Genomic DNA, 24491 nt, shown 5'->3' with positions numbered 1-24491 from the left:
CCCGGTGCGTCGGGTGCCGACACCGTCGGTGGCCGCGCGTACGGTGATGGGCGTCACATCGCCGAGCCGGAGGATGCCGCCATGACCGACCCGCCCTGGGAGCCACCGCTCGCCGGTACCGACGTCGAGCACCTCGTCGGCACGCTCGAACGGCTCCGCGCGACGTTCCGCTGGAAGGCTGACGGGCTCGACGTCGACCAGCTGCGGCTGCGCGCGGTGCCGACGTCGGAGCTCACCGTCGGCGGCCTGCTCAAGCACCTCGCCGTGGTCGAGGACGACGTGTTCTCCTGGCGGATGGCGGGGCAGCAGCCGGTGAGCATGACGGCGGTGCCGGAGGACGACCTCGCGCGCTGGCAGTTCACCGTCGACCCCGACGAGACGGCCGAGGGCGTCTACGCGCTGTGGGAGGGCGCCGTCGGGCGGTCCCGCGCCACGCTGAGCGCGCTCCTGGCAGACGGCGGCCTCGACCAGCCCGGTCACCTCGAGTTCGGCGACGCCCGGCCGACCGTGCGGCGGCACCTGCACGACCTGGTCGAGGAGTACGGCCGGCACACCGGGCACATGGACCTGCTGCGCGAGGCGATCGACGGTCGCGTGGGCGAGGACCCGCCGGCCGACTGGCCGATGCTCCCGGCCGTCAGCGGCGACGCGCCGTGAGGGTGAACGACGCCGGCAGGCGCTCCGGGCGGTCGCGCAAGCGGTGCTCCCCGGTGGTCTCGTCCTCGACCATCAGGCCGGGGAGCGCGTCCCACGGGACGCTGTCGTGCTCGGTCAGCGACGTCAGCTCCAGACCGGCGTCGAGCACGGCCGTGACGATCTCGCCGAGGCCGTGGTTCCACTCCATGGAGCGCGGCTGCGCGAGCTTCTCGGCACCGGCATAGCTGAGCTCGTCCTCCCAGACGAGAGGTTCAGGCTGCTCGAAGTACGGGAGCTCGAGCGCGGGCGTCAGCGCGCCCGGCCCGCTGATCCACGACTGCTGCGCGCGGTCGTCGTGCTCGTCGCCGACCGTCATCGCGAGCGTCGACAGCAGCACGGGGTGGCCGTCGCGCAGGAACAGCCGCCCGCCCGGCCGCAGCAGCGCGGCCACCGTCTGCGCCCACCGGCGGATGCTCGGCAGCCAGCAGATCGCGCCGATCCCCGTGTAGACGACGTCGAACTGCCGCCCGTCCAGCGCCTCCGGCGCGGAGTACACGTCGGACTGCACGTACTCGACGTCCGCGCCCGCACGCTCCGCGAGGCGCCGAGCCTCGTCGAGGGACGTGCCTGACAGGTCGACGCCCGTGACGCGCGCACCCAGGCGGGCGAGGCTCAGGGTGTCGGTGCCGAGGTGGCACTGCAGGTGGACGACGTCGAGACCGCTGACCTCACCGAGCCGCGGGCGGTCGAACGCGACGACGTCCGACAGGCGGTGCGGGTCGGCGAGGAGCCGCTCGAACCCGTACGCCTGCGCGTGGACGGTCGCGCGCGCGTCCCAGTTCGTGCGGTTGACGTCCAGGTACTCGTCGGCAGCCACCCGCGGACAGTAGCAGCGGCGCGTCAGGTCCCGGGCGCGACCGGCGCCACCGGCGCGGGCTGGGCGGTGCCGCCCGAGGACTGCCCCGTCTCCGTGGTGCCCGACGACGAGCCGCCGGTGCTCGGGCCTGCGGCCGCGCCGGTGCCCGAACCGGTTCCGTCGTCCGTCGCTGACCCGTCCGTCCCGGTTCCCGAGCCGTCGGTGCCGCCGGTGCCGCCGGTCCCGTCCTCGCCCGTGCCGGGCGTCGCCGGGTCGGTGGGCTCGGGGGACGGCGTGCCCGTGGGGTCGTCCGTCGGCTCGTCGGTCGGCGACGGCGCCGGCCGCGGCTCGTCCGCGGGAGCCGACGGAGCCTCCTCGTCCGGCACGGTCGACGGCTCCGGCTCCGGCGCCGGGGTCGTGCCGACGCCCGGCTGCTCCTGCGACGGGACGACGTCCTGCGTGCCGTCGTCGGTCGTCGTCCGGCTCAGCGTGGTCCCGGAGCCCTCCTGGCCGCGCACCGCGTCGGAGATCGGCTTGCCGATGACGAGCTCGGCGACCAGCACGACGCCCATGACCACGACGAACAGCGCGACCGCCGACACCGCGAGCACCTTCGCCCTGCCGTGGCGGTCGATGAGCCGGAACCACGGGCCCGGGCGCGCCGGCTCCTGGAACCCGTCGCGCCCGTCGTCTCGCCCGACGTCCGGGCCGTCGCCCGGCACGGCGGCGCCCGTGCGCACCGTCGTGAGCGGCTGCGTGGAGCCCGCGCGCACCGCGGTCAGCGGCTGCGTGCCGCCGTCGCGCGGGACCGTCGGGAGCGTCGCCGTCGTCGACCCGCGCGGGCGGCTTGCGACCGCGCCCGCCTGCACGAGCTGCGTCATGACCGGCTTGAGCTGCTCGCGCGTCTTCTGGATCGACCGCGTGTACGCGTAGTTGCCCAGCACCGAGATGACGCTCGCCGCGCCGGCGCCGATGATCGTGCCCGCGATGCCGAAGTACGACAGCAGCACGGTCGCGCTCACGGCGGCGAGCGCGCTCGCCACCACCTGGGTGAGCGAGAGCGCCGGTGCGGCGGGCTTCTCCTCCGGGGCGTCGGCCGCGTCGTCGGCGGGAGCCACGGGGTCGGGGGAGGGGGTGCTGGAGGCGCGGCGGGAGGCGGGAGATGCGGTCACGTCGGGGATTCGTCCGGTCCGTCGGGTCGGGTGTCGTCGTTGCCCGCGGTGCCCGGCCGGCAACTTCCGGCGCGCCGCAGTCCGGCGTCGGGTGCGGGCCTCGACCACGCTAACCGGCGCATGTGCACGGCCGCGCGGGCGCCGGTGCTCCCCGCGGTGAGGGGTCGCGGAGATCCTGTGAGCGCCCGCCTGTGACCGAGACCTCGCCGGGCCGGACGCGCGTCCAGGTGAGCTCTGTGCCTACGGTCGAGAGGAGCCGGGCACCCGGTCGCCGTTCCCCTCGGCGGGCCGCCCGGTCACCGCACGCAGCACCGAGAGGAGCCGTCATGAAGGCCGTCCAGTACCGCGAGATCGGCGCACGACCCGAGGTCGTGGAGATCGACACCCCCGAGCCGAAGCCGGGGGAGGTGCTCCTCAAGGTCACCGCCGCGGGGCTGTGCCACTCCGACGTCTTCATCATGGAGCTGCCCGAGGACCAGTACACCTACGGCCTCCCGCTGACCCTCGGCCACGAGGGCACCGGTGTGGTCGAGGCGGTCGGCGAGGGCGTCGACACGAGCCTCGTCGGGCAGGCCATGGCGGTCTACGGCCCGTGGGGCTGCGGCATCTGCGAGCGCTGCGCCGCCGGGCAGGAGAACTACTGCCTGCGCGCGGCCGAGCTCGGCATCACGCCGCCCGGTCTCGGGTCGCCCGGCTCGATGGCCGAGTACATGATCGTCGACTCGCCGCGCCACCTCGTGCCCATCGGCGACCTCGACCCCGTCCAGGCGGCACCCCTCACCGACGCCGGCCTCACGCCGTACCACGCGATCAAGCGCTCGCTGCCGAAGCTCGTGGGCGGCACGACGGCGGTCGTGCTCGGCGTCGGGGGCCTCGGCCACGTCGGCATCCAGATCCTCAAGGCCCTGAGCGGGGCGCAGGTCGTCGCGCTCGACGTGTCGGACGACAAGCTCACCCTCGCCCGCGAGGTCGGGGCCGACCATGCGCTGATGTCGGACGAGTCGGCCGTCGAGGCCGTGCGCGACCTCACCCACGGGCGCGGCGCCGACCTCGTCGTCGACTTCGCCGGCATCCAGCCGACCATCGACCTCGGGCAGAAGGTGCTCGGCGTCGGCGGGGACTTCTCGCTCGTCGGGATCGGCCACGGCACGCCCACCGCGAAGGTGGGGTTCTTCCAGTCTCCGTACGAGGCGTCCTTCCTCGTCCCGTACTGGGGCTACCGTCAGGAGTTGTTCGAGGTGATCCACCTGGCCCAGCAGGGACGCCTCACCGTGCACACCGAGACGTTCTCCGTCGACCAGGCGCCCGAGGCCTACGGGAAGCTGTGGGACGGCACGCTGCGCGGCCGCGCCGTCGTGCGGTTCTGACGGCGACTGGGCTCTTCTCGGCATCCTCGTGCGCCATTTCTCTCAGCATTCTTCCAGCGCTCTCGTGGACGTCTGTCCAGGTGGAATGCGCTGCCGCCCGGCCCTCCGCGGGCCCGGCGCGCAGAGGGTGGCGCGCGCGAGTTGACGTGCACGGGAGCGACGTGCACACTAGAGCCCGACGACGCGCATCGCCTGCCCCCTGCGCGGTGCGCGTCGTTTCAAACGTCCCGGCGACATGCCGGAAGCAGGAGCCCTGGACCACCGGTCCAGGGCTCCTTGGCTTTTCGACTCTGACACCTGTCCGTGCGCGATATCGCCCCGGGTCGGGACCCTCTGCGACCGGTGTGCCGCACCGCCGTCTGAACGCCCGACCTGCCACGGCGGCGCGCCGCCCGACGGGGGAGCGCGGCCCACGCCCGCACGCGCCGGGGCGTGACCACCCCGGCGTGCCTCTGCCCGCACCGGGCCCGTCACCGTTAGCGTCGGAGCGTGAATGCCGCAGCCCGCACCAGCTCTGCCGCCCCGGACGTGGCCGATCCTGTCCGGCTGCCCGCCGACCCGGACGGACCGCGGTCCGGCGCGGCGAACGGCGACCCGTCGCAGCGACCCGTCCTCGTGCCCGAGCCGACCACCGCCGAGCTCGTCGAGACCGCCGTCGGCCACTGGCGCGCGGGCCTCGTCCGCCTCGCCGGGGGCTCCTCGCTCGCCGACATCTCCCTGCTCGGCGACGCCGTCATCGACCTCACCGCCGCGCACCCCTCCGGCGTCGCCCAGCTGTTCGCCGGCCGCCCGACGCGCCTGTCCAACCTGTTCCGCGAGGGCGGGTCGCTGCCCGCCGCGCGCCGCCGCGCCCGCGCCGTCGTCGTGCAGGCCACCGAGCACGCCCAGCGGTTCGGCGTCGCGCCCACGTACCTGGCGATCGGTGTCGCCACCTGGACCGAGGCGGACCCCGCACCGACCGTCCGCGAGGACGACGTCGCCGCGCTCGCACGCGTCGCCGGCCGCCTGTCCACGACGCTCGAGGTCGAGCCCGAGCTCCAGCAGATCACCGCCGCGCCCGACGGCGAGCCGGACCTCGCGCAGCCGGACGCCGGCACCGCGCCGGACACGCCGCGCACCCGCACCGTGCGGGCCCCCGTGCTCCTGCGGCCGCTCACCGTCACCCCGCGCGGCGACGGCGAGACCGACTACGAGCTCACGCTCGAGCCGACCGCGGAGATCAACCCGCTGCTCGCCCGCACGCTGCGGGCGCACGGCGCTCTGCTCGACCCCGTGACCCTCGCGCGCAGCACGTTCACCGGCGCCGGCTTCGACCCCGGCGACGCGACGACGCGCATCGCCGCCCTCGGCCGTGCGGTGCTCGGCGACTTCGAGCTCACGCACCGCGTGCTCGCCGGCGCGTTCGTCCACCCCGGGCAGGCGCTCGTCGACGACCTCGACGAGCACGGCCCGAGCATCGGCGAGCACGAGATCGTCGCCGCGCTCGCCGGTGACGCCGGCTCGGCCGAGGCGATCCACCGCGAGCTCCCCGCGCCCCGCGTCGGGGACGCCGACCCGGAGCTCGAGCGCGGCGTCGGCGACCTCGACCCGTCGCAGCGCTACGTCGTCGACGCGCTCGCCACCGGGTCCCACCTGTTCGTCGACGCGCCCGCGGGCGCCGACGTCGCGGGCACGCTCGCCGCCGTCGTGGCCGAGGCCGCCGCGAGCGGTCGTCAGGTCCTCTACGTCTCCGGCCACCGTCGTGCCGCCGACCACCTCGTCGCCCGGCTCGAGGAGCTCGGGCTCGGCGGTCTCGTGCTCGACGTCGCACCCGAGCCGACGTGGCGCACGAGCGTCACCCACCGCCTGCTGTCCGCGATGGCGGGGGAGCCGGACGCCGCCGAGGGCGACGACGTCGTGCGCACGCGCGACGCGCTGCTCGGCGCCCGGGCCCGCCTGGCCGGGTACATCGAGGCGCTGCACCTCGTGCGCGAGCCGTGGCACGTGTCCGCATACGACGCGCTGCAGGCGCTCGCCCGCATCGTCGCCGAGCGGCCCGCCCCCGACACGCGGGTGCGGCTCGCGCCGGAGGTCGTGGTCGCCGTCGGACCGCAGCGGGCGCACGTCGCCGCGGACCTGCGCGACGCCGCCGACCTCGGGGCCTTCACCGCGCTCGCCGCGGCGACCCCCTGGTACGGCGCCGACCTCAGCACGCGCCAGGAGGCGCAGGACGCCCTCGTGCGCGTCGAGCGCGTGCGCGCCCACACGCTGCCGCAGCTGCGCGCGCAGGTGGCGACCGTCGCCGAGGTCACGGGACTCACGCCCGCGACGACGCTGCGCCAGTGGGGCGACCAGCTCACCATGCTCGGCGGCATGCGCGGCACGCTCGACGTGTTCCAGCCCATGATCTTCGAGCGCACCGCGCAGGACATGGTCGAGGCGACCGCGAGCAAGCAGTGGCGCGCGGAGCACGGCGTCGAGATGGGCTGGTTCGCGCGGCGCCGGCTGCGCCGCCAGGCCAAGGACATGGTCCGACCGGGCGTGCGCGTCCCCGACCTGCACGCCGCGCTCGTCGAGGTCCAGGCGCAGCGTGCCGTGTGGCAGGCGCACGCCCCCGGCGGTGGCTGGCCCCGGCTGCCCGAGGGGCTGGCGACGATCGAGGACACGCATGAAGCCGTGCGGATCGACGTCGAGGAGCTCGAGCCGGTGCTCGCGACCACCCGCTCCGGCGGTGGCCTGCTCGACGTGCCGCTCGACGAGCTCGCCGCGCGGCTGCAGGCCCTCGCCGAGGACACCGAGTCGCTCGAACGGCTCCCGGGACGGACCGCGGTGCTCCGGCGCCTCACCGCCCTCGGCCTGTCCGACCTCCTCGAGGACCTCATGGCACGACGCGTCGAGGCCGACCTCGTCGGCGCGGAGCTCGACCTCGCGTGGTGGAGCTCGGTGTTCGAGCAGATCCTCGCCCAGGACCAGGCGCTCGCCGGGCAGGACGGGGCCGGGCTCGACGCCCTCGCCCGCCGCTTCCGCGAGCTGGACCGTGCGCACGTCGACTCGCTCTCCGTGCCGGTGCGCGCCGCCGTCCGCGAGCACCTGGCCACCGCGATGCGCGACCACCGCGACGAGGCCGAGGCGCTCTTCACGGAGCTGCTGGCCGGCCGCCTCGTCAGCCTCCGCGAGGCCGCGGAGCAGCACCCGGCGGTGCTCCCGAGGCTCCGGCCCGTGCTCGTCGCGACGCCGACGCTCGTCCCGCACCTGCTGCCCCCGACGCGCACGGTCGACCTCGTGGTGCTCGACGCCATCGAGCACACGCCCGTCGAGATCGTGCTCGCGGCGCTCGCGCGCGGCCGCCAGGTCGTGGCCGTGGGCGACGTCCGGGCCTCGTCCGCCTCGACCGTGGGCGACCTCGCGGAGCTGCTGCCGTCCGTGCCGCTGCTCGCCGATGGCTCGCGCCGCGACCCCTTCGTCACGACGTTCCTCGCCCGGCATGGCTACGCCGGCGTGCTGCGCCCCTCGCCGCTGCCGCGCCCCGAGGAGCTCGTGCGCTTCGACCTCGTCGACGGCACGGGCATGCCCGACCAGGAGTCGGGCGCGGTCGAGAGCACGCAGGCCGAGGTGGACCGCGTCGTCGAGGCCGCGATCGAGCACGCGCTCACGCGGCCCGAGGAGTCGCTCGCGATCGTCACCGTCACCCCGCTGCACGCCGACCGGATCCGTGAGGCGCTGCTCGGTGAGGTCCGGGAGAACCCCGCGCTGTCCGGCTTCTTCTCGACGAGCCGCGCCGAGCCGGTCGTCGTCGCCGACGTCTCCGGGGTCGCGGGCCTGGTGCGCGACACGATCCTGCTGTCCGTCGGCTTCGGCCGCACGCCCCACCGCCGCGTGCTCCACCGGTTCGGCGTGCTCAACACGCCCGGGGCCGAGGCGATGCTGCTCGACACCGTCGGGGCCGCGCGCCGCCGGCTCCACGTCGTGTCCTGCTTCACGGCGGCCGACCTCGACCCCGAGCGTCTGCGCGGCGCGGGTGCCCGACTCCTCGCCGAGGTGCTCGAGCTCGCCGAGCGCCGCAGCGGCGCGGCCGACCAGGTGGCTCTCGGCAACGGCGTCGACGTCGGCGGCAGCCCCGACCGGCTCGTGCTCGACCTCGCGGAGCGCCTGTGGCGCGCCGGCCTCGTCGTCGAGACGGACTACGGCATCGGCGACGGCGACCGGATCCCGCTCGTCGTCGGGCACCCGGACCTGCCGGGCCAGCTGCTCGTCGCCGTCCTCACCGACGACGCGGCCTACGTCGCCGAGCGCAGCGTGCGCGTGCGCGACCGGCAGGTCGCCGAGCGGCTCGAGCGGCTCGGGTGGACCGTCGCGCAGGTGTGGTCGGCCGCCGCGTTCCTCGACCCGGCGAAGGAGGCCGAGCGGATCCGCCGCGTCGTGCAGGCGGTGCGCGACGACCGTCTCCCGGAGATCGGCGGCGTCGCCCAGACGGGCGGCGGCGACAAGATCGTCGTCGTGCCGGTGCTGGACGACGACGCCGTCCACGGCGACCCCGGGCTGTGAGCCGGCACGAACCGCGGGCGGACGCCCCGCACGACCGGTGCGACGATGGGGCCGTGAGCAGCACCTCCCACGACGACACCGACCCGGCCGCGACGCCGCCCGCCGCGGCCGGTGGTCCCGACGGCGGGCGACAGGGTCGGCGGCCGCGACGGGCCGTGCGGCGCGGGACCGAGCAGGCCTCCGTGCCCGGTGCGAGCGCCGACGAGCGCGCCGCCGGGTGGGGCGACGAGCGGCCCGCCGGGCCGGGCACGGGCGGCGGGAACGACGACCGTCTGCTGGGCGACGTCCCGCCGCACTACGGACGGCACTAGCCCGCCGTCAGACCCCGTGCGGGCGCCCGTCGGGACCCGGCGCGCCGCCCCCGGTGCTGCCGCCGGCGCCGCCCGCGCCCGAGGCGCCGCCCGCGCCCGACTGCGCGGCGAGGAGGTCGCGGATCTCCTGGAGCACCCGCACGTCCTCGGCGGGGGCCTCGGGCTCGGCGACCTCGTCCTTCTTGCGCCGCTCCGCGAGCTTGTTCATCGGCAGCACGAGCAGGAAGTACAGGGCGATCGCGACGAGCAGGAACTGCAGGATCGCGTTGAGCACGCCGCCGACGGAGATCACCGACGCCTCCAGGTCACGTGCCGGGTCGCCCTCGCGCAGCGTGATGTCCCAGAGGCCGGACAGGTCGGGCTTGCCGAAGACCGCGCCGATGAGCGGGTTGAGGAAGTCGTCGACGAGCGCGGTGACGATCGAGGTGAACGCGGCGCCGATCACGACGCCGACCGCCAGGTCGATCGCGTTGCCGCGGAGCACGAAGTCCTTGAACCCGGTGAGCACGCCCTTCATGGACATCCCTTTCGCGTCGGTGACGTCGCGGGCATCGACGCCACGACGGAGCACCGTGATCCTGCCAACGACGGCGCAGGTCGGCAACGAGAGCCGGGCTACGGCACGAGAACGGCGGTGACGGTGCCCCAGCCGGCGACGGCGGCGAGCCGCTCCGCCTCCTCGGGCCGCACCGCGACGAGCGTGACGTCCTCCGGGGCGCTCGCGCCGGAGCCGAGCAGGCCGTCCGACGTCTCCGGGGCGCGGCCGGGGACCACGACCGCACCGCGCGCGAGGTACGGGTCCGGTGCCGGGTCCGCCGGGTCGACGACCGCGGCCTCCGTCGCGCCGGACGCGACCAGCAGGTCCACCCGGTCCCCGGCGGCCAGCAGGCCCGCCACGGCCGGGTCGAGCCGCACGGCCGCGACGACCGTCCCGGCGGGTGCGGCGGAGACGAGCTCTCCCGCCGCGACGAGCGACTCCTGGAGCGTGGTGCCGGGGGCGAGCCGCACGGATGCCGTGCGCCCGGCCGCGTCGTCGACCGTGCGCAGCGCCTCGGGGGCGAGCTCCGCCGCCACGTGCCGCACCTCGACGTCGGCGGCGGACAGGGCGGCACCGGCGGGCACCTCGCGCGTCGTCACGGCGACGGGCACCGTCTCCGGGGGAGCAGGCCTCGCGGCCGAGACGACCGCGGTGGCGGCGAGCCCGCAGCACGCCGCCGCGACGACGAAGCGCAGCCGCCACCACAGCACGCCCGCGCGCCGGCGGGCCGACCGCGCACGCGAGCGGGCGTCGTCGGGCCGCGTCGGGGCGCGGCCGGAGGAGGACGTCATGGCGGGTGACCGTAGCCGGGGCGCCGTGCGCCCGGTCCTACCGCCTGTGGACGGACCCGACGTCCCGTCGTCCGCCGGAGCGAGGCGAGAGGCCTGTGGTCGGGCGTCGCGCCGGGCGCGCCGCCCGCGCCGCGCTCAGGAGAGCGCCGGGGTCAGGAGAGCGCCGCGGTCAGGACGAGCGCCGGGTCAGGACGAGGCGGCCTTGGCGCCCGTCGAGGAGCTGGACGAGCCGGAGGAGCTGGACGAGCCCGAGCCGGAGGAGCCCGACGTGCTCGACGACGAGCCGGTGCCGGAGCTGCTCGTGGAGCTCTTCGACGACGACCCGGACGTCGACCCCGCGCGCGAGTCGGTGCGGTAGAACCCGGATCCCTTGAACGTCACGCCGACGGAGGAGAACACCTTGCGCAGGCGGCCGGAGCACTCGGGGCAGACCGTGAGCGCGTCGTCGGTGAAGGCCTGGTGGATGTCGAAGGCGTGACCGCAGGCGGTGCAGGTGTACGCGTAGGTGGGCACGGGATCTCCTCGTTCACGTGACGGTGGGGCGGCCGCGGCAGGGCCGGCGTCAGGTCAACAGTCGCTGGCACTCGAAACTTCCGAGTGCTAATCATACGCGGGCGGCCCGGCAGCCGTGCCGGGGTAGTCTCGCACCCGTGTCTGCGCACGAACCCGCCGAGAACCCAGCCGGCACGACGGCCGAGAGCCCGACGGACGCCGCTGCGCCGCCACGGCGCCGCAGGACGAGACGCCGGGTGCTGGTCGGGGTCGCCGCGCTCCTGGTCGTGGTCCTCGTGGCCGGGTTCGCGCTCGGCGTCGTGACCGTGCGCCGTCCTCTGCCCGAGGCCGCCGGTGAGGTGTCGCTGCCCGGGCTCGGCGCGCAGGTGACCGTGGTCCGCGACGAGCGCGGCGTGCCGCAGATCTACGCCGACACCTCCGAGGACCTGTTCCGCGCCCAGGGGTACGTGCAGGCGCAGGACCGCTTCTTCGAGATGGACTACCGCCGCCACGTCACCGCCGGACGGCTCGCCGAGCTCGTCGGCGACAACCCCGACGCGATCGCCGCCGACGCGGTCACGCGCACCTTCGGGTGGCGCCGCGTCGCGGAGCAGGAGTGGGATCTCGTCACACCCGAGACGCGCGCGTACCTCCAGGCGTACGCCGAGGGTGTGAACGCCTACCTGGAGAACCGCAGCCCGGGGGAGATCGCGCTCGAGTACACGGTGCTCGGGCTCCAGGTCGAGGTCGCCGAGCCCGAGCCGTGGGACCCGGTCGACTCGCTCGCGTGGCTCAAGGCGATGGCCTGGGACCTGCGCGGCAACTACGGGGACGAGCTCGAGCGCGCCCTGGCCTACGGGACGGTGCAGGACCCGGCCCGCGTCGCCGAGCTCTTCCCGGCGTACCCCGCCGACGTCAACGCGACGATCCTGCAGCCCGCGGAGCTCGAGAACCCGCAGCGCGTCGAGAACGAGCTCACGCCGGAGGGCGCACGCACCCTCTCCTCGGACCGTCTGCAGGCCGCGGTCGACGCCGCGGAGCGGGCGCTCGACGCCGTCCCCGTGCTCGTCGCCCGCGGCGAGGGCACCGGCTCCAACTCGTGGGTCGTGTCGGGCGAGCACACCGCCAGCGGCAGCCCCGTCCTCGCCAACGACCCGCACCTGAGCCTCGGGGCCCCGGGCATCTGGGCGCAGGTGGGGCTGCACTGCACCGACGTCGGGCCGGACTGCGCGTTCGACGTCGCAGGCTTCTCCTTCGCCGGGTTCCCCGGCGTGGTCATCGGGCACAACGCCGACCTCGCCTGGGGCCTGACGAACATGGGTGCGGACGTCACCGACTTCTTCATCGAGCGCGTGCGCGACGACACCTACCTGCGCGGCGACCGGTGGGAGCCGCTGGAGACCCGCACGGAGACGCTGCGCGTCGCGGGCGGCGAGGACGTCGAGCTCGAGGTCCGGTCCACCGTGCACGGCCCGATCGTCTCGACCGTGCTCGACGGCACGGACGCCGTCACGGAGTCTCCTGTGGACGGGACGCGGCTGGGGGAGTACGCCGTCGCGCTCCAGTGGACGGCCCTCGAGCCGGGGCGCACGGCGGACGCCGTGTTCGCGTTCAACCTGGCCGCGGACGCCGCGGACATGCAGGCCGCCGCGGCGCTGTTCGAGGTCCCGGCGCAGAACATCGTGTTCGCGACGACGGACGGGCACATCGGCTACCAGGCCCCCGGGAGGATCCCGGTGCGGCAGCAGGTCCCCGGCCCGGTGCCGTCCGACGGCACGTGGCCGCGGCCCGGCTGGGACGAGCGGTACGACTGGACCGGGTACGTGCCGAGCGAGCAGATGCCGCGGGTCCTGGACCCGGCGGAGGGCTTCGTCGTGGCGGCGAACCAGGCGGTCCTGCCGGCCGGCGTCGCACCGTTCCTCACGAGCGACTGGGACTACGGCTACCGCTCCCAGCGCATCCGCCACCTGCTGGAGGAGGAGATCGCCGCCGGGCGCCCGATCGACGTGGACACGATGACCACGATCCAGGTCGACGACCGCAGCCCGTTCGCGGAGGCGCTCGTGCCGATCCTGCTCGACCAGGAGATCGACGACGACTTCGCCGCGCAGGGGCAGGCGCTGCTCGCGGACTGGGACTACCGGACGGACGCGGACTCGGCCGCCGCCGCGTACTTCGCCGCGGTCTGGCGCAACCTGCTCCAGCTGACGTTCTGGGACGACCTGCCCGAGTCCGCGCGGCCCGACGGCGGCAGCCGGTGGCTGACCGTGGTGCAGGGCCTCGTCGAGGACCCGACCGACCCGTACTGGGACGACCGGCAGACGGTCAGCGTGGTCGAGACGCGCGACGAGGTGCTCACCCAGGCGCTCGTGTCCGCCCGTCTCGACCTCACCGTCGAGCAGAGCAAGGTGCCCGAGGACTGGGCGTGGGGCGAGCTCCACGTGCTCGCCCTGGAGCACCCGGTGCTCGGCGGCGCGTCGATCCCCGCGCCCGTGCGCGAGTACGTCAACCCGTCCCCGGTGGGCATGCCCGGCGGATCGTCGATCGTCAACGCGACGTCGTGGGACGCCTCCTCGGGCTCGTTCGAGGTGACGGCAGGGCCGTCGATGCGCATGGTCGTCGACCTCGGCGACCTCGACCGCTCCACGTGGGTGACGGTCACGGGCGTCTCGGGGCACCCGGCGTCCCCGCACTACGACGACCAGCTTACCGCGTGGGCGGCCGGCGAGACGTTCCCGTGGCCGTTCAGCCGCGGCGCCGTCGACGAGGCCGGGCGGGACGAGCTCACGCTCGTGCCCTGACCCCTCGGGGTCGTCGAGGGCTCAGGGCAGCCAGCGCCACCCGAGCGGCGTCGCGACGGCGTCGACCGGCCGGTCGTGGGGCTCGACGGGCAGGGGACGGTCCGCGGCGTCGTAGACCTCCTCCGGGTACACGAGGGCGACGACCTTGGCCCCGGGCCGGGTGTGCTCGAGCGCGCGGTCGTACCAGCCGCCGCCCTGCCCGAGGCGCACGCCGCGGGTGTCCACCGCGAGCGCCGGGGCGATGACGACGTCGGCGTGCGCGAGCGCGTCCGGGCCCAGCGTGGGCGTGCCGGGCTCCGGGGGGCGGCCGGGTGCCCGGACCTGGAGGTCCGCGGGCCCGGCGTACTCGGCCCAGTCGCGCTGGAGGCCCGCACCGAGCACGGGCAGCAGGATCCGCGCGCCGCGCGAGGAGAGCCGCTCGAGCACCGCGAGCGTCCCGGGCTCCGACGGCCGGGCGGCGTAGGTCGCGACGCACGAGGCGGCCGCGACGTCGGGGATGGTCTCGACGACCTCGGCCAGGGCGAGCGCCGCCTCCTTGCGGAGCCGCTCGGACCGGGACTGCCGGTTCGTCCGGATGGCCTTGCGGAGGATCTCCTTCGCGTCCTCGGCTTCGATGCTTCCGTGCAGGGGGTACGGCTGGACCGGGCCACTCATGTCCCTATTGTCACCCGGGCCGGGGGTCCGCCGCACCGTGCGGCGCACGGCTGGTGGCGCCCGCCGTGTCCGTGGTACACCCTGTCAGCGAGGCCGGACCGACCGTGCTTCGGCACGGGCGAGGAGGGCCGCGGGTGGACGTCGTACGAGGGGCGCCGCGATGACGGGAAAGGCGGCACGCGCGTGGGCCGTCTCGAAGCCCTGGCCGGTGACGCTGCGCGAGGACGCGATCGACGGGTCGGTCGTGCTGAGGCCGCTGCGGCGTCGCGACGGGCAGTCGTGGATGATGCTGCGCGCCCGCAACGCCGACTGGCTCGAGCGGTGGGAGGCCACGTCCCCGCGCCGCGGGCCGGGCGGCCCCCCGACGTTCGCGGAGTACGTCCGCACGCTGTCGGCCCAGGCCCGCAACGGTTCGTCGCTGCCGTTCGCGGTGGAGTTCGACGGCGAGCTCGTCGGCCAGCTCACGGTCTCGTCCATCACCTACGGGTCGTTGTGCGGGGCGAGCATCGGGTACTGGGTGAGCGAGCACGTGGCGGGGCGCGGCATCATCCCGACGGCCGTGGCGATGGCGACGGACTACTGCTTCGGCGTGCTGGGCCTGCACCGCATCGAGATCAACATCCGCCCGGAGAACGTCCCGAGCCTGCGCGTCGTGGAGAAGCTCGGGCTGCGCGACGAGGGCGTGCGCGAGCGGTTCCTGCACATCCAGGGGGAGTGGCGCGACCACCGGACGTTCGCGATCACGACCGAGGAGGTGCCCGGCGGGCTGCTCGCTCGTTGGCAGGAAACACGTCGGGAGGCCGGATGACGACCCGACACGCCGTGGAGCGTGCGGACCGCCGCCCCCCGCCTCGCCTACCGTCGTGACGTGGAATCGGCCTCGGGGATCGTCGCGCTCGCGGTGTTCCTGCTGTGGTTCGGCTCCTACGTGCCGCACCGGGTGCGTCACCGGCAGCAGCTGGTGGACGCGCGCACCGAGGACCGCTTCTCGGGAGCGCTGCGCGTCCTCGCCGTCGTCGGCCCGGCCGTGGCCGCCCCGACGCTTGCGACGGGACGGCTGGGTGCGGTAGGTGGAGGGGTCGCGGCGGTCGCCGCCGGCCCCGCGGGGGCGCCCCGGGCGCTCCTCGGCCCCGGACCAGGAGGGTCCGGCAGGCCGGGAGAGCCGGGGGGAGCGGTACAGCGGGTCCGGTCGGACGACCGGGCGCACCAGGAGGGAGAGCACGCCATGGATGGCACAGACAGCGCGGCGCCCCGGCGGGGTGCCACCCCGCGCGCGCCGGTCACCTCTCCCGTCAGCGTGCCCCGCGCGTCGCCGTCGCGCCTCGCGATGCTCGAGCGCCGGGCCGCCGCGGCACGTCGTCGTCTCACGCTGACCGTCGTCCTCGTGGTCGCCGCCGCTGCCACCTGGGTGGTCGTCGGGCTGGGCGTGGCTCCGTGGTGGGCCGGGGTGGTCCCGACGGCGCTGCTCGCCCTCGTGCTCGTGCTCGGACGCCGTGCGGTGCTCGCCGCGCAGCGCGCCGACGCCGCCTGGCTCGCCGAGCGTCGCGCGGAGAGCCGTGCCGTGCGCGGCCCCGTCGCAGGCGCTCCGCCCGCCCCGCGGGCAGGGCGCCCGCGCGTGACCGGTCACGCCGTGCACGCGTCCCAGCTCAGCACCCAGATGATCCCGCGGGTCGGCGTGCGGGAGCCGGTCGGCGCGTCGACGTCGGGCGGTTCCGAGGGCCGCGCGACGGCGGGACGCGCGGACACGTCGGACGACGCCGCGGAGGGCTCCTCGGCCCCGTCGGCACGGACCGCCACGACAAGCGCGACCCCCACCACCAGCACGACCGCTCCGACCGCGACGGCCACGGCCGGCACCGAGGCGTCCGGCGCGGAGGCGTCCGGCGCGGAGGCCGTCGCCGCGGAGGGCCGGCCCGTCACCGGCGAGGCGGCGACCGAGCGGCCTGCCGCCGACCGCGACGCGAGGGAGAAGGACGGCCGTCGCGTCGAGGACCACGTCCCGTCGGGTCGCGCGTGGGACCCGGTCCCCGTCCCCCGACCGACGTACACGATGAAGCCCTCGGCTCCGCGCCGTGAGCCGGCGCCGCTGCCGCAGGACGAGCCGGCGGCGGCCGCTGCACCTGTCGTCACCGCTCCCGTGACGCCCGAGCGGGCGGAGGGCGACGTGCAGAAGCCGAGGACCGAGACGCTGGGGCTCGACCTCAACGAGATCCTCGCCCGGCGGCGCGCGGCCGGGCAGTAGCCCGCGCGGGGGCGGCCGCCCGCCGACGGCGCCCGCGCCGGCCGGTTTGCGGGACCCGGCCCGGGGGGTGCTATTCTGTACACCGCTCAAGGGGCTATGGCGCAGTTGGTAGCGCGTCTCGTTCGCAATGAGAAGGTCGGGGGTTCGAATCCCCCTAGCTCCACCCTCGAGAGGCCGTCGATCCGCACGACAGTGCGGATCGGCGGCCTCTCTCGTCCCGCCCGCCGATCCCTCGATGCGCGAGCGCGCCCGCGGTTCACTGGTGGCGGAGGTGAGGGACATGTCCGTATCGACGAGACGCGGGACCGCTGTCGCCCTGGTCGTCGCAGGTCTGCTGCTCCTCGGGGCGTGCGCCGCCGGCCCGAACGTCGCACAGAGCCCTGGCGGCTACGGGTTCTGGTGGGGCCTGTGGCAGGGCGCGATCCTGCCCGTCACGTTCGTCGTGTCGCTCTTCACCGACACGGTGAGCGTCTACGAGGTCGACAACAACGGGAACTGGTACGACGTCGGGTTCGTCCTCGGGATCGCGCTCTTCTCCGCGCCCGTGCTGGCGCTGCGCGGCCGCGGGTCCTGACGGCGTCGGAGCCGGACGCGCGAGAGCCCCGGACCGCGCCGGTCCGGGGCTCTCGTGTCGGATGCTGCGGTGTGCTCAGGGGCAGGTGATGGTCACGCCGTCGAGCTGCGTGGTGCCGCCGGACGGCACGCCGACGCACGCGTCGGAGACCGCCTCGAAGCCCTGCCACAGCACGACGCCACCGATGATCGTGCCGATCAGCACGATGGCGCCCACGATGATGCCGGCGACGGCGATGCCGTTGCTGTAGCCGGCCTTCCGGGACTTGTTCAGCGCCACGATGCTGAGGATGATGCCGACGATCGACAGGCAGCCGAGGAACGACAGCACGAGGCCGATGATGCCCATGGTCTTGCCCGGGTTCTCGCCCGGCGCCGAGTAGCCGGCCGAGCCGTACTGCGAGGACTGCGGGCCGCCGTACTGCGGGTCCTGGCCGGCGCCGTACTGGGGCGCCTGCGGCGCGCCGTACTGGGGCGCCTGCGGCGCGCCGTACTGGGGAGCCTGGCCGCCGCCGTGCTGCGGGGGCTGGCTCTGCCCGTACTGCGACGCCTGCGACCCCTCACCCGGCTGCGCGCCCTGGTCCGGCTGCTGCGAGCCGTACGCGGGCGGGCCGGACGGCGTCGGATCCTGGGGGTCGCGGGGCCGCTCGGGCTGGTCGGGGGTGGACATGCACGTCTCCTCGAGGTCGCGGTGGAGGTCGTGCGCCAGTATGCCGGTGGCCCGGGTGCCCCGCGAGCGCGCCGCGCCTCTCACGAGATCCTCACCCTGGCCGGTCGTGCGGCCCCGCACCGTGGGCCATGATGGAGCACGTGAACTTACGGAAGGTCCGATTCGTCACGATCGCCTCGAGCGCCGTCCTCGCCGTGGGAGTCGCGTCCGCGGCGGCCGGCTGCGCGACGGAGTCGGCGGAGGCCGACAGCGCGCCACGGGAGACGGGGCTCGCCGCGCAGGCGGCCGAGCCCGCGGACAGCGTGCTCGTGCTCGGGTCGACCGACGCCGCGGAGCTCGCGCTCACCGCGAGCCAGACCTTCTTCGCCGCTGCCCCGGTGGCGGTCCTCGCGTCCGCGGACGACCCGGCCGCTCAGGCCACCGCGGCGGCGGCCGCCGCACGGCTCACGGCGCCCGTCCTGCTCGTCGGCGGGGGCATCTCGGACGACGGCGTGCGCACGGAGCTCGCGCGCCTCGGGACGGTCGCCGTCGTCGAGGTCAGCGAGGAGGCGCCACCGCCCGGCGAAGCCGCCGACGAGGGCGCGCAGGTCGCGCCGGCGGCGGCCGTCGGCGCGCTCGACGGCGTGACGACGGTCCACCTCGACGTCGACGCCCTGACGGACGGGGGAGAGCTCGACCCGCGCGACGTCGACGACGTCGTCGCCGCGCTCCCGGCTCGGGGTGAGGCCGACGTGCTCACCGAGGTCCTCGTGCTCGTGCAGCCCGGCGAGGCGCACGTCGCCGCCGTCGCGACGGCCCGTGCCGCCGGGGCGCTGCCCGTCGAGGTCACGGACGGCGACCCGCGCTCGGACCCTCGCGTCGTGGAGACGATCGCGGCCGCGAAGGCGCTCGCCGTGGTCGGCATCGGGGAGGGCTTCGGTTCCTCGGAGGACCTGTCCTGGAGGTTGCGCGCCGCCGAGACGGGCGCGCTCCTGCCGTCGGGGTCGCAGCTCGTGCTGGCCGGTGACTCCCGGTACGTCACGACGACGGCGGACGCGGTGACGTCGCGCCTCGTGGCCCTCGACGGCGACGACGCCGAGGCCGAGATCGCGCGCGCCGTCGAGGCGGCGGCCGCCTACGGCACCCAGGACGACCGGGCCACGGTCCCCGTCCTCGAGGTCGCCGCGACGCTGGCGTCGTCCCGGGCGGGCGAGGACGGCGACTACTCGACGGAGATCGCGTCGGCGGAGCTGCGCCCGTTCGTCGAGGCCGCGTCGACGGCCGGGGTCCACGTCGTGCTCCGGCTCGAGCCGGGGCGGGCGACGTTCGCCGAGCAGGTCGACCGGTACGCGGACCTCCTCGCGGTGCCGGGTGTCGGGGTGGCGCTCGACGTCGACGCGCGGCGCGCGGCGGACGTGCCGGGAGCCGTGGAGGCGGGGGAGGTCCAGGCCGCGGTCGACCGGGTCGCCGGTCTCGTGCGCTCCGAGGGCCTGCCGCAGAAGCTCGTCGTGGTGCAGGCGCCTGCCGTGGACGCGGTCGAGGGCCTGGCGGGCCTCGACACCGGGGACGGTGAGGTCGCCGTCGTCGTGCAGTCGGTCGCGGCCGGCGGGTACGTGCCCCGGCTCGACGCGTGGGACGACCTCCTGGAGCAGCTGCCGGCCGGTGCCGTGGGCGGCTGGACCACGGGTTCGTCGGACCCGGCGCTCGACGTCGAGGGCGTGCTGGCCCTCGAGCCCGCACCGCGGTACGTGGCCGCCCGGTCCTGACGCGCGGCCTGGACGGCCTCTTGGCGGCGCGACCCGACGCCTTTAGGGTGGGCTCCTAGCAAATCGCTCGACGCCCACCCGCCACCGACACCGAGGTCCCGATGGTCGCGCTCGTCCCCCAGCCCCTGCACGTCGACGCCGGTGACGGTCAGCTCCTCCTGGACGGCGTGCGCGTCCGGTCCGAGGGGCTCGGCGGCGACGCGCCCGCGCTCGAACGGCTCGTCGCCGAACTGGTCGCCTCCGGCGCAGGCGACCTCGCCGGCGAGACGCCGGACGGTCGCTCCGACGACGGCGCGCGCGGGGTGCCGGTCGTCCTGCGGATCGACCCGGCGGCCGGGCCGCAGGGTTCGACGAGCGCGGAGCGCTACTCCCTCGTCGCCGACGCGGACGGCGTGGTGCTCGCCGCACCCGGCCGGTCCGGCCTGCTGCACGCGGCGCGCACGCTGCGCCAGCTCGTGGAGCACGCGGGCGAGGGGCCCGCGCGGCTGCCGCACGTCGTCGTGCACGACGCGCCCCGCTACCCGTGGCGTGGTCTGTCCGTCGACGTGGCGCGGCACTTCTTCGGCCCGTCCGCGCTGCGCGCGGTCGTCGACGTGATGGCGTCCTACAAGCTCAACGTGCTCCACCTCCACCTCACCGACGACCAGGGGTGGCGCATCGAGTCGCCGTCGCGGCCCGAGCTGGTGCGGCGCTCGTCGGGCAGCGACGTCTCGGGCGGGCCGGGCGGGCACCTGTCCCTCGACGACTTCCGCGCGCTCCAGGAGTACGCGGCCGAGCGCGGCGTGCGCGTGGTCCCCGAGATCGACCTGCCCGGTCACGTCAACGCGGCGACGCACGCGTACGGCGAGCTCGTGCCCGACGGCGTGCCGACCGACGAGTACCAGGGCGTCGAGGTCGGCTTCTCGCGCCTCGCCTACGGGCTGCCCGCCACCGAGCCCTTCGTCCGTGACGTCCTCGGCGACCTCGCCCGCGCGACCGTGGGCGAGCACGTGCACGTCGGCGGCGACGAGGTCCACACGATGGACGCCGACGAGTACGCGCGGTTCGTGGTCCTGGCCGAGCAGGTGGTCCGCGACGCGGGCAAGACCCCCGTCGTGTGGCAGGAGGGTGCCAAGGCCCCGCTCCGTCCCGGCACGGTCGTCCAGTACTGGGACACCAACGCGACCGACCTCGAGTACCTCGTCGAGGCGGCGCGTGCGGGGGCGCGCGTGGTGCTGTCGCCCGGCAACCGCGTCTACCTCGACATGAAGTACGTCGAGGGCTTCCCGCTCGGCCTGCAGTGGGCCGGGTTCGTCGAGCTGCGCGACTCCTACGACTGGGAGCCCGAGGACGTCGTCGACGGTCTGCCCGCGGGCGCGATCGAGGGCGTCGAGGCCGCGGTGTGGACGGAGACACTCACCTCCACCGACGAGCTGTTCACCATGCTGCTGCCGCGCCTGTCCGCGGTCGCGGAGGTCGCCTGGAGCGCCCCCGAGCGCAAGGACTGGGACGACTACCGTCGTCGGGTCGCGCACGAAGCGCGGTCGTGGCGGCGCGACGGCGTCGCGTTCCACCCGTCCGCGCAGGTGGACTGGTGACGGCTCGTCGTCGGGTCCGTCACGTCGTCGTCGGCGAGCCCGCCCTGGAGTAGCGGCGCGCGCGGGACATGACAGCATCGTCGGGTGCCGTTCTTCTCCGCCCCGACCTCCGTGCCGTCCCCGTCCTCCCGGCGCCGCTCTGCCCGCGCCCGTCGCCGCACCCTCGCCGCCGGCGCCGCCCTCGCCGTCGCGTGGGGCGCTGCCGCGTGCACGGGCGGGTCGTCGGAGCCGACCGAGTCCGGGACCGACGGCACGACGACGGAACCCGCGCCGCCCACGGCGCGCACGGCCGCGGTCGAGGGCGTGGTCACGCTGCCCGACGCCGACCCGGCGGCCCTGACGCTCGCCGCGAGCCGGACGTTCTTCGAGGCCGCGCCCGTGGTCGTGCTCGCCGAGCCCGCGTCCACCGGACCCGCCGTCGCCGCGGCCGTCGCGACGGCCGTGACGGCACCGGTCCTCGTCACCGGTGGCGCCGCGGACGCCGTCGCGGACGAGGTCGAACGGCTCGGCGCGGTCGGGGCGGTCGTCGTCGGCGCGCCCGATGAGAGCGCCGGCGCGCCGGACGCCGAGGAGGACGGCACGGACGACGCGTCGGGCACCGGGCCGAGCGCGTCACCGGGTACGGGCGAGCAGGAGCCGGCGGCGGCCGGCGCCGCGCTCCCCGACCTCCCGACGGCGCGGATCGAGCCGGCCGACGTCGTCGCGGACGACGGGACGGTCGACGAGGACGCGCTCGAGGCCGCCGTCGAGGACGCGCTCGACGAGCTGCCCGCCACGGGGCAGGCCGAGGCGTCGGCGGACGTGCTCGCGCTCACGGACGTGGCCACGACCCCGGCCTCGGCGCTCGCCGGGGCGACGGCACGGGCCGCGGGGGCGAGCGTCCTCGACGTGCCCGGCGGCGACCCGCGCGCGACGTCGGCCACGGTCCAGGCGGTGCACGACGCGCGGGAGGCCGGCACGACGGCGACCGTCGGCATCGGCCCCTCGTTCGGCGGCGCGGAGGACCTCACGTGGCGCCTGGAGAGCGCGGCGACGGGCGTCGAGCTGCCGGGCGGCGGGCAGGTCGCGCTGCCGGGCAAGCGGTACGTCGCGCTCTACGGCTCCCCGCAGGCCCCGGTGCTCGGCGTGCTCGGCGAGCAGGACGTCCCCGCGACGATCGCCCGGGCCCAGGAGCACGCGTCCTGGTACCAGGCGCTCACCGGCGAGCCCGTGGTGCCGACGCTCGAGATCATCACGACCGTCGCGTCCGGCTCGGCCGGGAGCGACGGCAACTACTCCAACGAGCGGTCGGCCGACCTGATCCGCCCGCTCGTCGACGCCGCGCGCGAGGCGGGCGTGTACGTCGTGCTGGACTTCCAGCCGGGCCGCACCGACTTCCTCACCCAGGTGCGGGCGTACGAGGACCTGGTCGCGCAGCCGCACGTCGGCGTCGCCCTCGACCCGGAGTGGCGGCTCGGCCCCGACCAGGTGCACCTCGCCCAGATCGGCTCCGTCGGGATCGACGAGGTCAACGCCGTCGGCGACTACCTCGCGGGCCTCGTGCGCGACCGCGACCTGCCGCAGAAGATCTTCCTGCTCCACCAGTTCCGCACGTCGATGATCGCCGACCGCCCGCGCCTCGACACGGCCCACCCGGAGCTCGCCGTCGTCATCCACGCCGACGGCCAGGGCGGCCAGGGCGCGAAGGCTTCGACCTGGGCGACGCTGCGCGCGGACGCGCCGCCCGGGGTGTTCTGGGGCTGGAAGAACTTCTACGACGAGGACTCCCCGATGCTCACGCCCGAGCAGACGTGGGCCGTCCAGCCGACCCCGGACTTCGTCAGCTACCAGTGACGCGTCACACCCAGCTGGGCAGCCACATGTGCATGTTCCAGAACCAGTACGGGACCTGCCACCCGGTCCACACCGGGTAGAAGAACACGCTCACGACACCGATCAGCGCGAGCAGCGCCGCCGCGGCCGTGCGGACGCGTCCACGTGCCCGCGGCCGGTGCTCGGTGCGTTCCAGACCGACGGTCAGGACGTACACGAGCGTCAGCACGACCCACGGCGTGAAGACGATCGAGTAGAAGGTGAAGATCGTCCGCTCGGCGTACACGAACCACGGCGCCCAGCCGGCGAGGAGCCCGCTGAGCACCGCGAGCGCGCGCCAGTCTCGCAGCCGCACCAGCAGCACGACCGTGACGACGACCGCGAGCGCGGCCGTCCACCACAGCACCGGGTTGCCGATCGACGTGATGGCGCGCGCGCACCGCTCGACCTCGCACCCCGCCTCGCCGGCGTCGTACGAGCGCCAGTAGAACGACGTCGGGCGCCACTGCACGATCCAGCCCAGCGGGTGCGCCTCGTAGGGGTGCTCGGACGTCAGGCCGGTGTGGAACTCCCACATGCGCGCGTGGTACTCCACGAGCGAGCGCAGGGCCGGCGGGAGCCACGAGACGCCCTCGCCGGGGTTCTCCACCGCCCACCGGCGCAGGTAGGCGCCGGGGGAGGCGAACCACGACGTCCACGTCGCCAGGTAGGCGAGCGCGGCCGTGGGCAGCATGACGAGCGCGGCGGGGATCGCGTCGACCAGCAGCGCGTCCTCCCACCAGCGGCGCACGCCCGCGGTGCGGCGCGCCGTCGCGTCCCACAGCACCGACAGGACGGCGAGGACGGCGAGGAAGTACAGCCCCGACCACTTGACCCCGCACGCGAGGCCGAGGGAGACGGCGGCGGCGACGCGCCACCAGCGCCAGCCCAGCGACGGCCCGTAGCGTCCGATCGTCCCGCCCGCGTCGAGGATCGCGCCGCAGCGCTCCGCGAGACGTCGCCGTGCCTGCTCCCGGTCGAGCAGCAGGCACCCGAACGCGACGAGCACCCACAGCATGAGCATGTTGTCGAGCAGGCCGGTGCGCGCGTGCACGATCGCCGCGCCGTCGACCGCCAGGAGCGCTCCCGCGACGATCCCCATCGCCGTCGAGGCGAACAGCCGCCGGGCGATGCGCGCGACGAGCACCACGGCGACCACGCCCACCACCGCCGAGGCGATCCGCCACGACCACGGGCTCTCCGCACCGCCGAGCGCCTTCATGCCGAGCGCGATCATCCACTTGCCGAGCGGCGGGTGCACCACGTAGTCGGCCGTCGGGAGGTACGTGTCGACGTCCCCGGCCTCGAACGCCGGGTTCGGCTCCTCGGGCCAGTCCGCCTCGTAGCCCACCTGCAGCAGCGTCCACGCCTGCTTGACGTAGTACGTCTCGTCGAACACGAGCGTGCCCGGACGGCCCAGGTCCCACAGCCGCAGCACGGCCGCGACGGCGGCGACGATCCCGACGCCGAGCCAGCCCCACAGGCGGTCGTGCGCCGTGGCCCCCAGGGTGAGCCGGCGCGGGCCGAGCAGGGCGAGCAGGAGACGCTCGCGGTGCGTGAGGGCCGAGGCGTCGTCGGCGTCCACCGGCTCCGCGGCCACGGCCGGCGTCACGGCCTGACCGGGCTGCGCGTCGGCGGGCGGGTGGGGCAGCACGCCCGCCATGGTAGGCGGTCGGCCGGGGCGCCCGGCT

19 protein-coding genes, 1 tRNA gene and 1 pseudogene are annotated in these 24491 nt (G+C 75.5%); 13 read left to right on the top strand and 8 right to left on the bottom strand.

The genetic code is table 11. From position 1 onward, the window contains the following. The first annotated feature begins 81 nt into the window (after positions 1 to 81). Complete coding sequence (locus ACFTZA_RS11565; RefSeq protein WP_378194506.1) at positions 82 to 657, top strand: DUF664 domain-containing protein; 576 nt, start codon at positions 82 to 84, stop codon at positions 655 to 657. Here ACFTZA_RS11565 and ACFTZA_RS11560 read toward each other — a convergent pair. Together ACFTZA_RS11560 and ACFTZA_RS11555 are read right to left on the bottom strand one after the other, a co-directional pair. Beyond that, positions 638 to 1513 (bottom strand): class I SAM-dependent methyltransferase, encoded by an 876-nt coding sequence (locus tag ACFTZA_RS11560; RefSeq protein ID WP_378194503.1) that lies wholly within the window; start codon positions 1511 to 1513, stop codon positions 638 to 640. The genes ACFTZA_RS11565 and ACFTZA_RS11560 overlap by 20 nt on opposite strands. 23 nt (positions 1514 to 1536) lie before the next feature. Continuing rightward, entirely contained in the window at positions 1537 to 2664 is a 1128-nt protein-coding gene (locus tag ACFTZA_RS11555; protein ID WP_378194500.1) for a hypothetical protein, read from the bottom strand. Between the two features lie 326 nt (positions 2665 to 2990). On the opposite strand from ACFTZA_RS11555, the gene ACFTZA_RS11550 reads away from it, so the two are divergent. The 3 genes from ACFTZA_RS11550 to ACFTZA_RS11540 all read left to right on the top strand — a co-directional run bounded on the left by ACFTZA_RS11550 (position 2991) and on the right by ACFTZA_RS11540 (position 8866). Next, the gene (locus ACFTZA_RS11550) at positions 2991 to 4031 is read left to right on the top strand and encodes an NAD(P)-dependent alcohol dehydrogenase (protein WP_378194497.1); all 1041 of its coding nucleotides are present in this window, start codon (positions 2991 to 2993) and stop codon (positions 4029 to 4031) included. A gap of 489 nt (positions 4032 to 4520) precedes the next feature. Then, the gene (locus ACFTZA_RS11545; protein WP_378194494.1) at positions 4521 to 8555 is read left to right on the top strand and encodes a hypothetical protein; all 4035 of its coding nucleotides are present in this window, start codon (positions 4521 to 4523) and stop codon (positions 8553 to 8555) included. A 53-nt stretch (positions 8556 to 8608) separates the two neighbouring features. Further along, complete coding sequence (locus ACFTZA_RS11540) at positions 8609 to 8866, top strand: hypothetical protein (RefSeq protein WP_378194491.1); 258 nt, start codon at positions 8609 to 8611, stop codon at positions 8864 to 8866. 7 nt (positions 8867 to 8873) lie between these two features. Here ACFTZA_RS11540 and mscL read toward each other — a convergent pair whose 3' ends face one another. Together mscL and ACFTZA_RS11530 are read right to left on the bottom strand one after the other, a co-directional pair. Beyond that, on the bottom strand, positions 8874 to 9383 hold the full coding sequence (gene mscL / locus ACFTZA_RS11535; protein ID WP_378194488.1) for a large conductance mechanosensitive channel protein MscL: 510 nt from the start codon (positions 9381 to 9383) through the stop codon (positions 8874 to 8876). Positions 9384 to 9481: 98 nt separating this feature from the next. After that, on the bottom strand, positions 9482 to 10195 hold the full coding sequence (locus ACFTZA_RS11530) for an SAF domain-containing protein (protein WP_378194485.1): 714 nt from the start codon (positions 10193 to 10195) through the stop codon (positions 9482 to 9484). A gap of 202 nt (positions 10196 to 10397) precedes the next feature. Here ACFTZA_RS11530 and ACFTZA_RS11525 point away from each other — a divergent pair, with 202 nt between their 5' ends. Then, on the top strand, positions 10398 to 10553 hold the full coding sequence (locus ACFTZA_RS11525) for a hypothetical protein (protein ID WP_378194705.1): 156 nt from the start codon (positions 10398 to 10400) through the stop codon (positions 10551 to 10553). A 14-nt stretch (positions 10554 to 10567) separates the two neighbouring features. Here the strand turns inward: ACFTZA_RS11525 and ACFTZA_RS11520 are convergent. Continuing rightward, positions 10568 to 10708, bottom strand: a pseudogene (locus ACFTZA_RS11520) (FmdB family zinc ribbon protein); the annotation flags it as partial. Positions 10709 to 10944: 236 nt separating this feature from the next. Between ACFTZA_RS11520 and ACFTZA_RS11515 the strand changes: the two are divergent. Continuing rightward, positions 10945 to 13488: a penicillin acylase family protein gene (locus ACFTZA_RS11515; protein WP_378194697.1), complete on the top strand. Its 2544-nt coding sequence runs from the start codon at positions 10945 to 10947 to the stop codon at positions 13486 to 13488. A 21-nt stretch (positions 13489 to 13509) separates the two neighbouring features. Here the strand turns inward: ACFTZA_RS11515 and ACFTZA_RS11510 are convergent, their stop codons facing one another. Next, on the bottom strand, positions 13510 to 14142 hold the full coding sequence (locus tag ACFTZA_RS11510; protein ID WP_378194482.1) for a 5-formyltetrahydrofolate cyclo-ligase: 633 nt from the start codon (positions 14140 to 14142) through the stop codon (positions 13510 to 13512). 160 nt (positions 14143 to 14302) lie between these two features. On the opposite strand from ACFTZA_RS11510, the gene ACFTZA_RS11505 reads away from it, so the two are divergent. The 4 genes from ACFTZA_RS11505 (at position 14303) to ACFTZA_RS11490 (ending at position 16958) form a co-directional block, all read left to right on the top strand. Continuing rightward, on the top strand, positions 14303 to 14950 hold the full coding sequence (locus tag ACFTZA_RS11505; RefSeq protein ID WP_378194479.1) for a GNAT family N-acetyltransferase: 648 nt from the start codon (positions 14303 to 14305) through the stop codon (positions 14948 to 14950). Positions 14951 to 15010: 60 nt separating this feature from the next. Next, the gene (locus tag ACFTZA_RS11500) at positions 15011 to 16384 is read left to right on the top strand and encodes a hypothetical protein (protein WP_378194476.1); all 1374 of its coding nucleotides are present in this window, start codon (positions 15011 to 15013) and stop codon (positions 16382 to 16384) included. 90 nt (positions 16385 to 16474) lie between these two features. Then, positions 16475 to 16547 (top strand) — tRNA-Ala (locus tag ACFTZA_RS11495). 117 nt (positions 16548 to 16664) lie between these two features. Beyond that, entirely contained in the window at positions 16665 to 16958 is a 294-nt protein-coding gene (locus tag ACFTZA_RS11490) for a hypothetical protein (protein WP_378194473.1), read from the top strand. 75 nt (positions 16959 to 17033) lie between these two features. On the opposite strand, the gene ACFTZA_RS11485 is transcribed toward ACFTZA_RS11490, so the two are convergent. After that, positions 17034 to 17627, bottom strand: a complete 594-nt coding sequence (locus ACFTZA_RS11485; RefSeq protein ID WP_378194470.1) for a hypothetical protein — start codon at positions 17625 to 17627, stop codon at positions 17034 to 17036. A gap of 140 nt (positions 17628 to 17767) precedes the next feature. Between ACFTZA_RS11485 and ACFTZA_RS11480 the strand changes: the two genes are divergently transcribed. The 3 genes from ACFTZA_RS11480 (at position 17768) to ACFTZA_RS11470 (ending at position 22782) form a co-directional block, all read left to right on the top strand. Further along, positions 17768 to 19372 carry a hypothetical protein gene (locus tag ACFTZA_RS11480; RefSeq protein WP_378194467.1) on the top strand — a complete coding sequence of 535 codons (1605 nt, stop codon included), beginning with the start codon at positions 17768 to 17770 and terminating at the stop codon, positions 19370 to 19372. Positions 19373 to 19473: 101 nt separating this feature from the next. Then, positions 19474 to 20949, top strand: a complete 1476-nt coding sequence (locus tag ACFTZA_RS11475) for a family 20 glycosylhydrolase (protein ID WP_378194464.1) — start codon at positions 19474 to 19476, stop codon at positions 20947 to 20949. An 84-nt stretch (positions 20950 to 21033) separates the two neighbouring features. Then, the gene (locus ACFTZA_RS11470; protein ID WP_378194460.1) at positions 21034 to 22782 is read left to right on the top strand and encodes a hypothetical protein; all 1749 of its coding nucleotides are present in this window, start codon (positions 21034 to 21036) and stop codon (positions 22780 to 22782) included. Positions 22783 to 22786: 4 nt separating this feature from the next. On the opposite strand, the gene ACFTZA_RS11465 is transcribed toward ACFTZA_RS11470, so the two are convergent. Next, on the bottom strand, positions 22787 to 24463 hold the full coding sequence (locus ACFTZA_RS11465) for a dolichyl-phosphate-mannose--protein mannosyltransferase (RefSeq protein WP_378194457.1): 1677 nt from the start codon (positions 24461 to 24463) through the stop codon (positions 22787 to 22789). Between the last annotated feature and the right edge of the window lie 28 nt (positions 24464 to 24491).

This window comes from Cellulosimicrobium sp. NPDC057127, assembly GCF_042670945.1.
Lineage (GTDB): Bacteria > Actinomycetota > Actinomycetes > Actinomycetales > Cellulomonadaceae > Cellulosimicrobium.
This window is presented reverse-complemented; position numbering and strand designations above follow the sequence as displayed.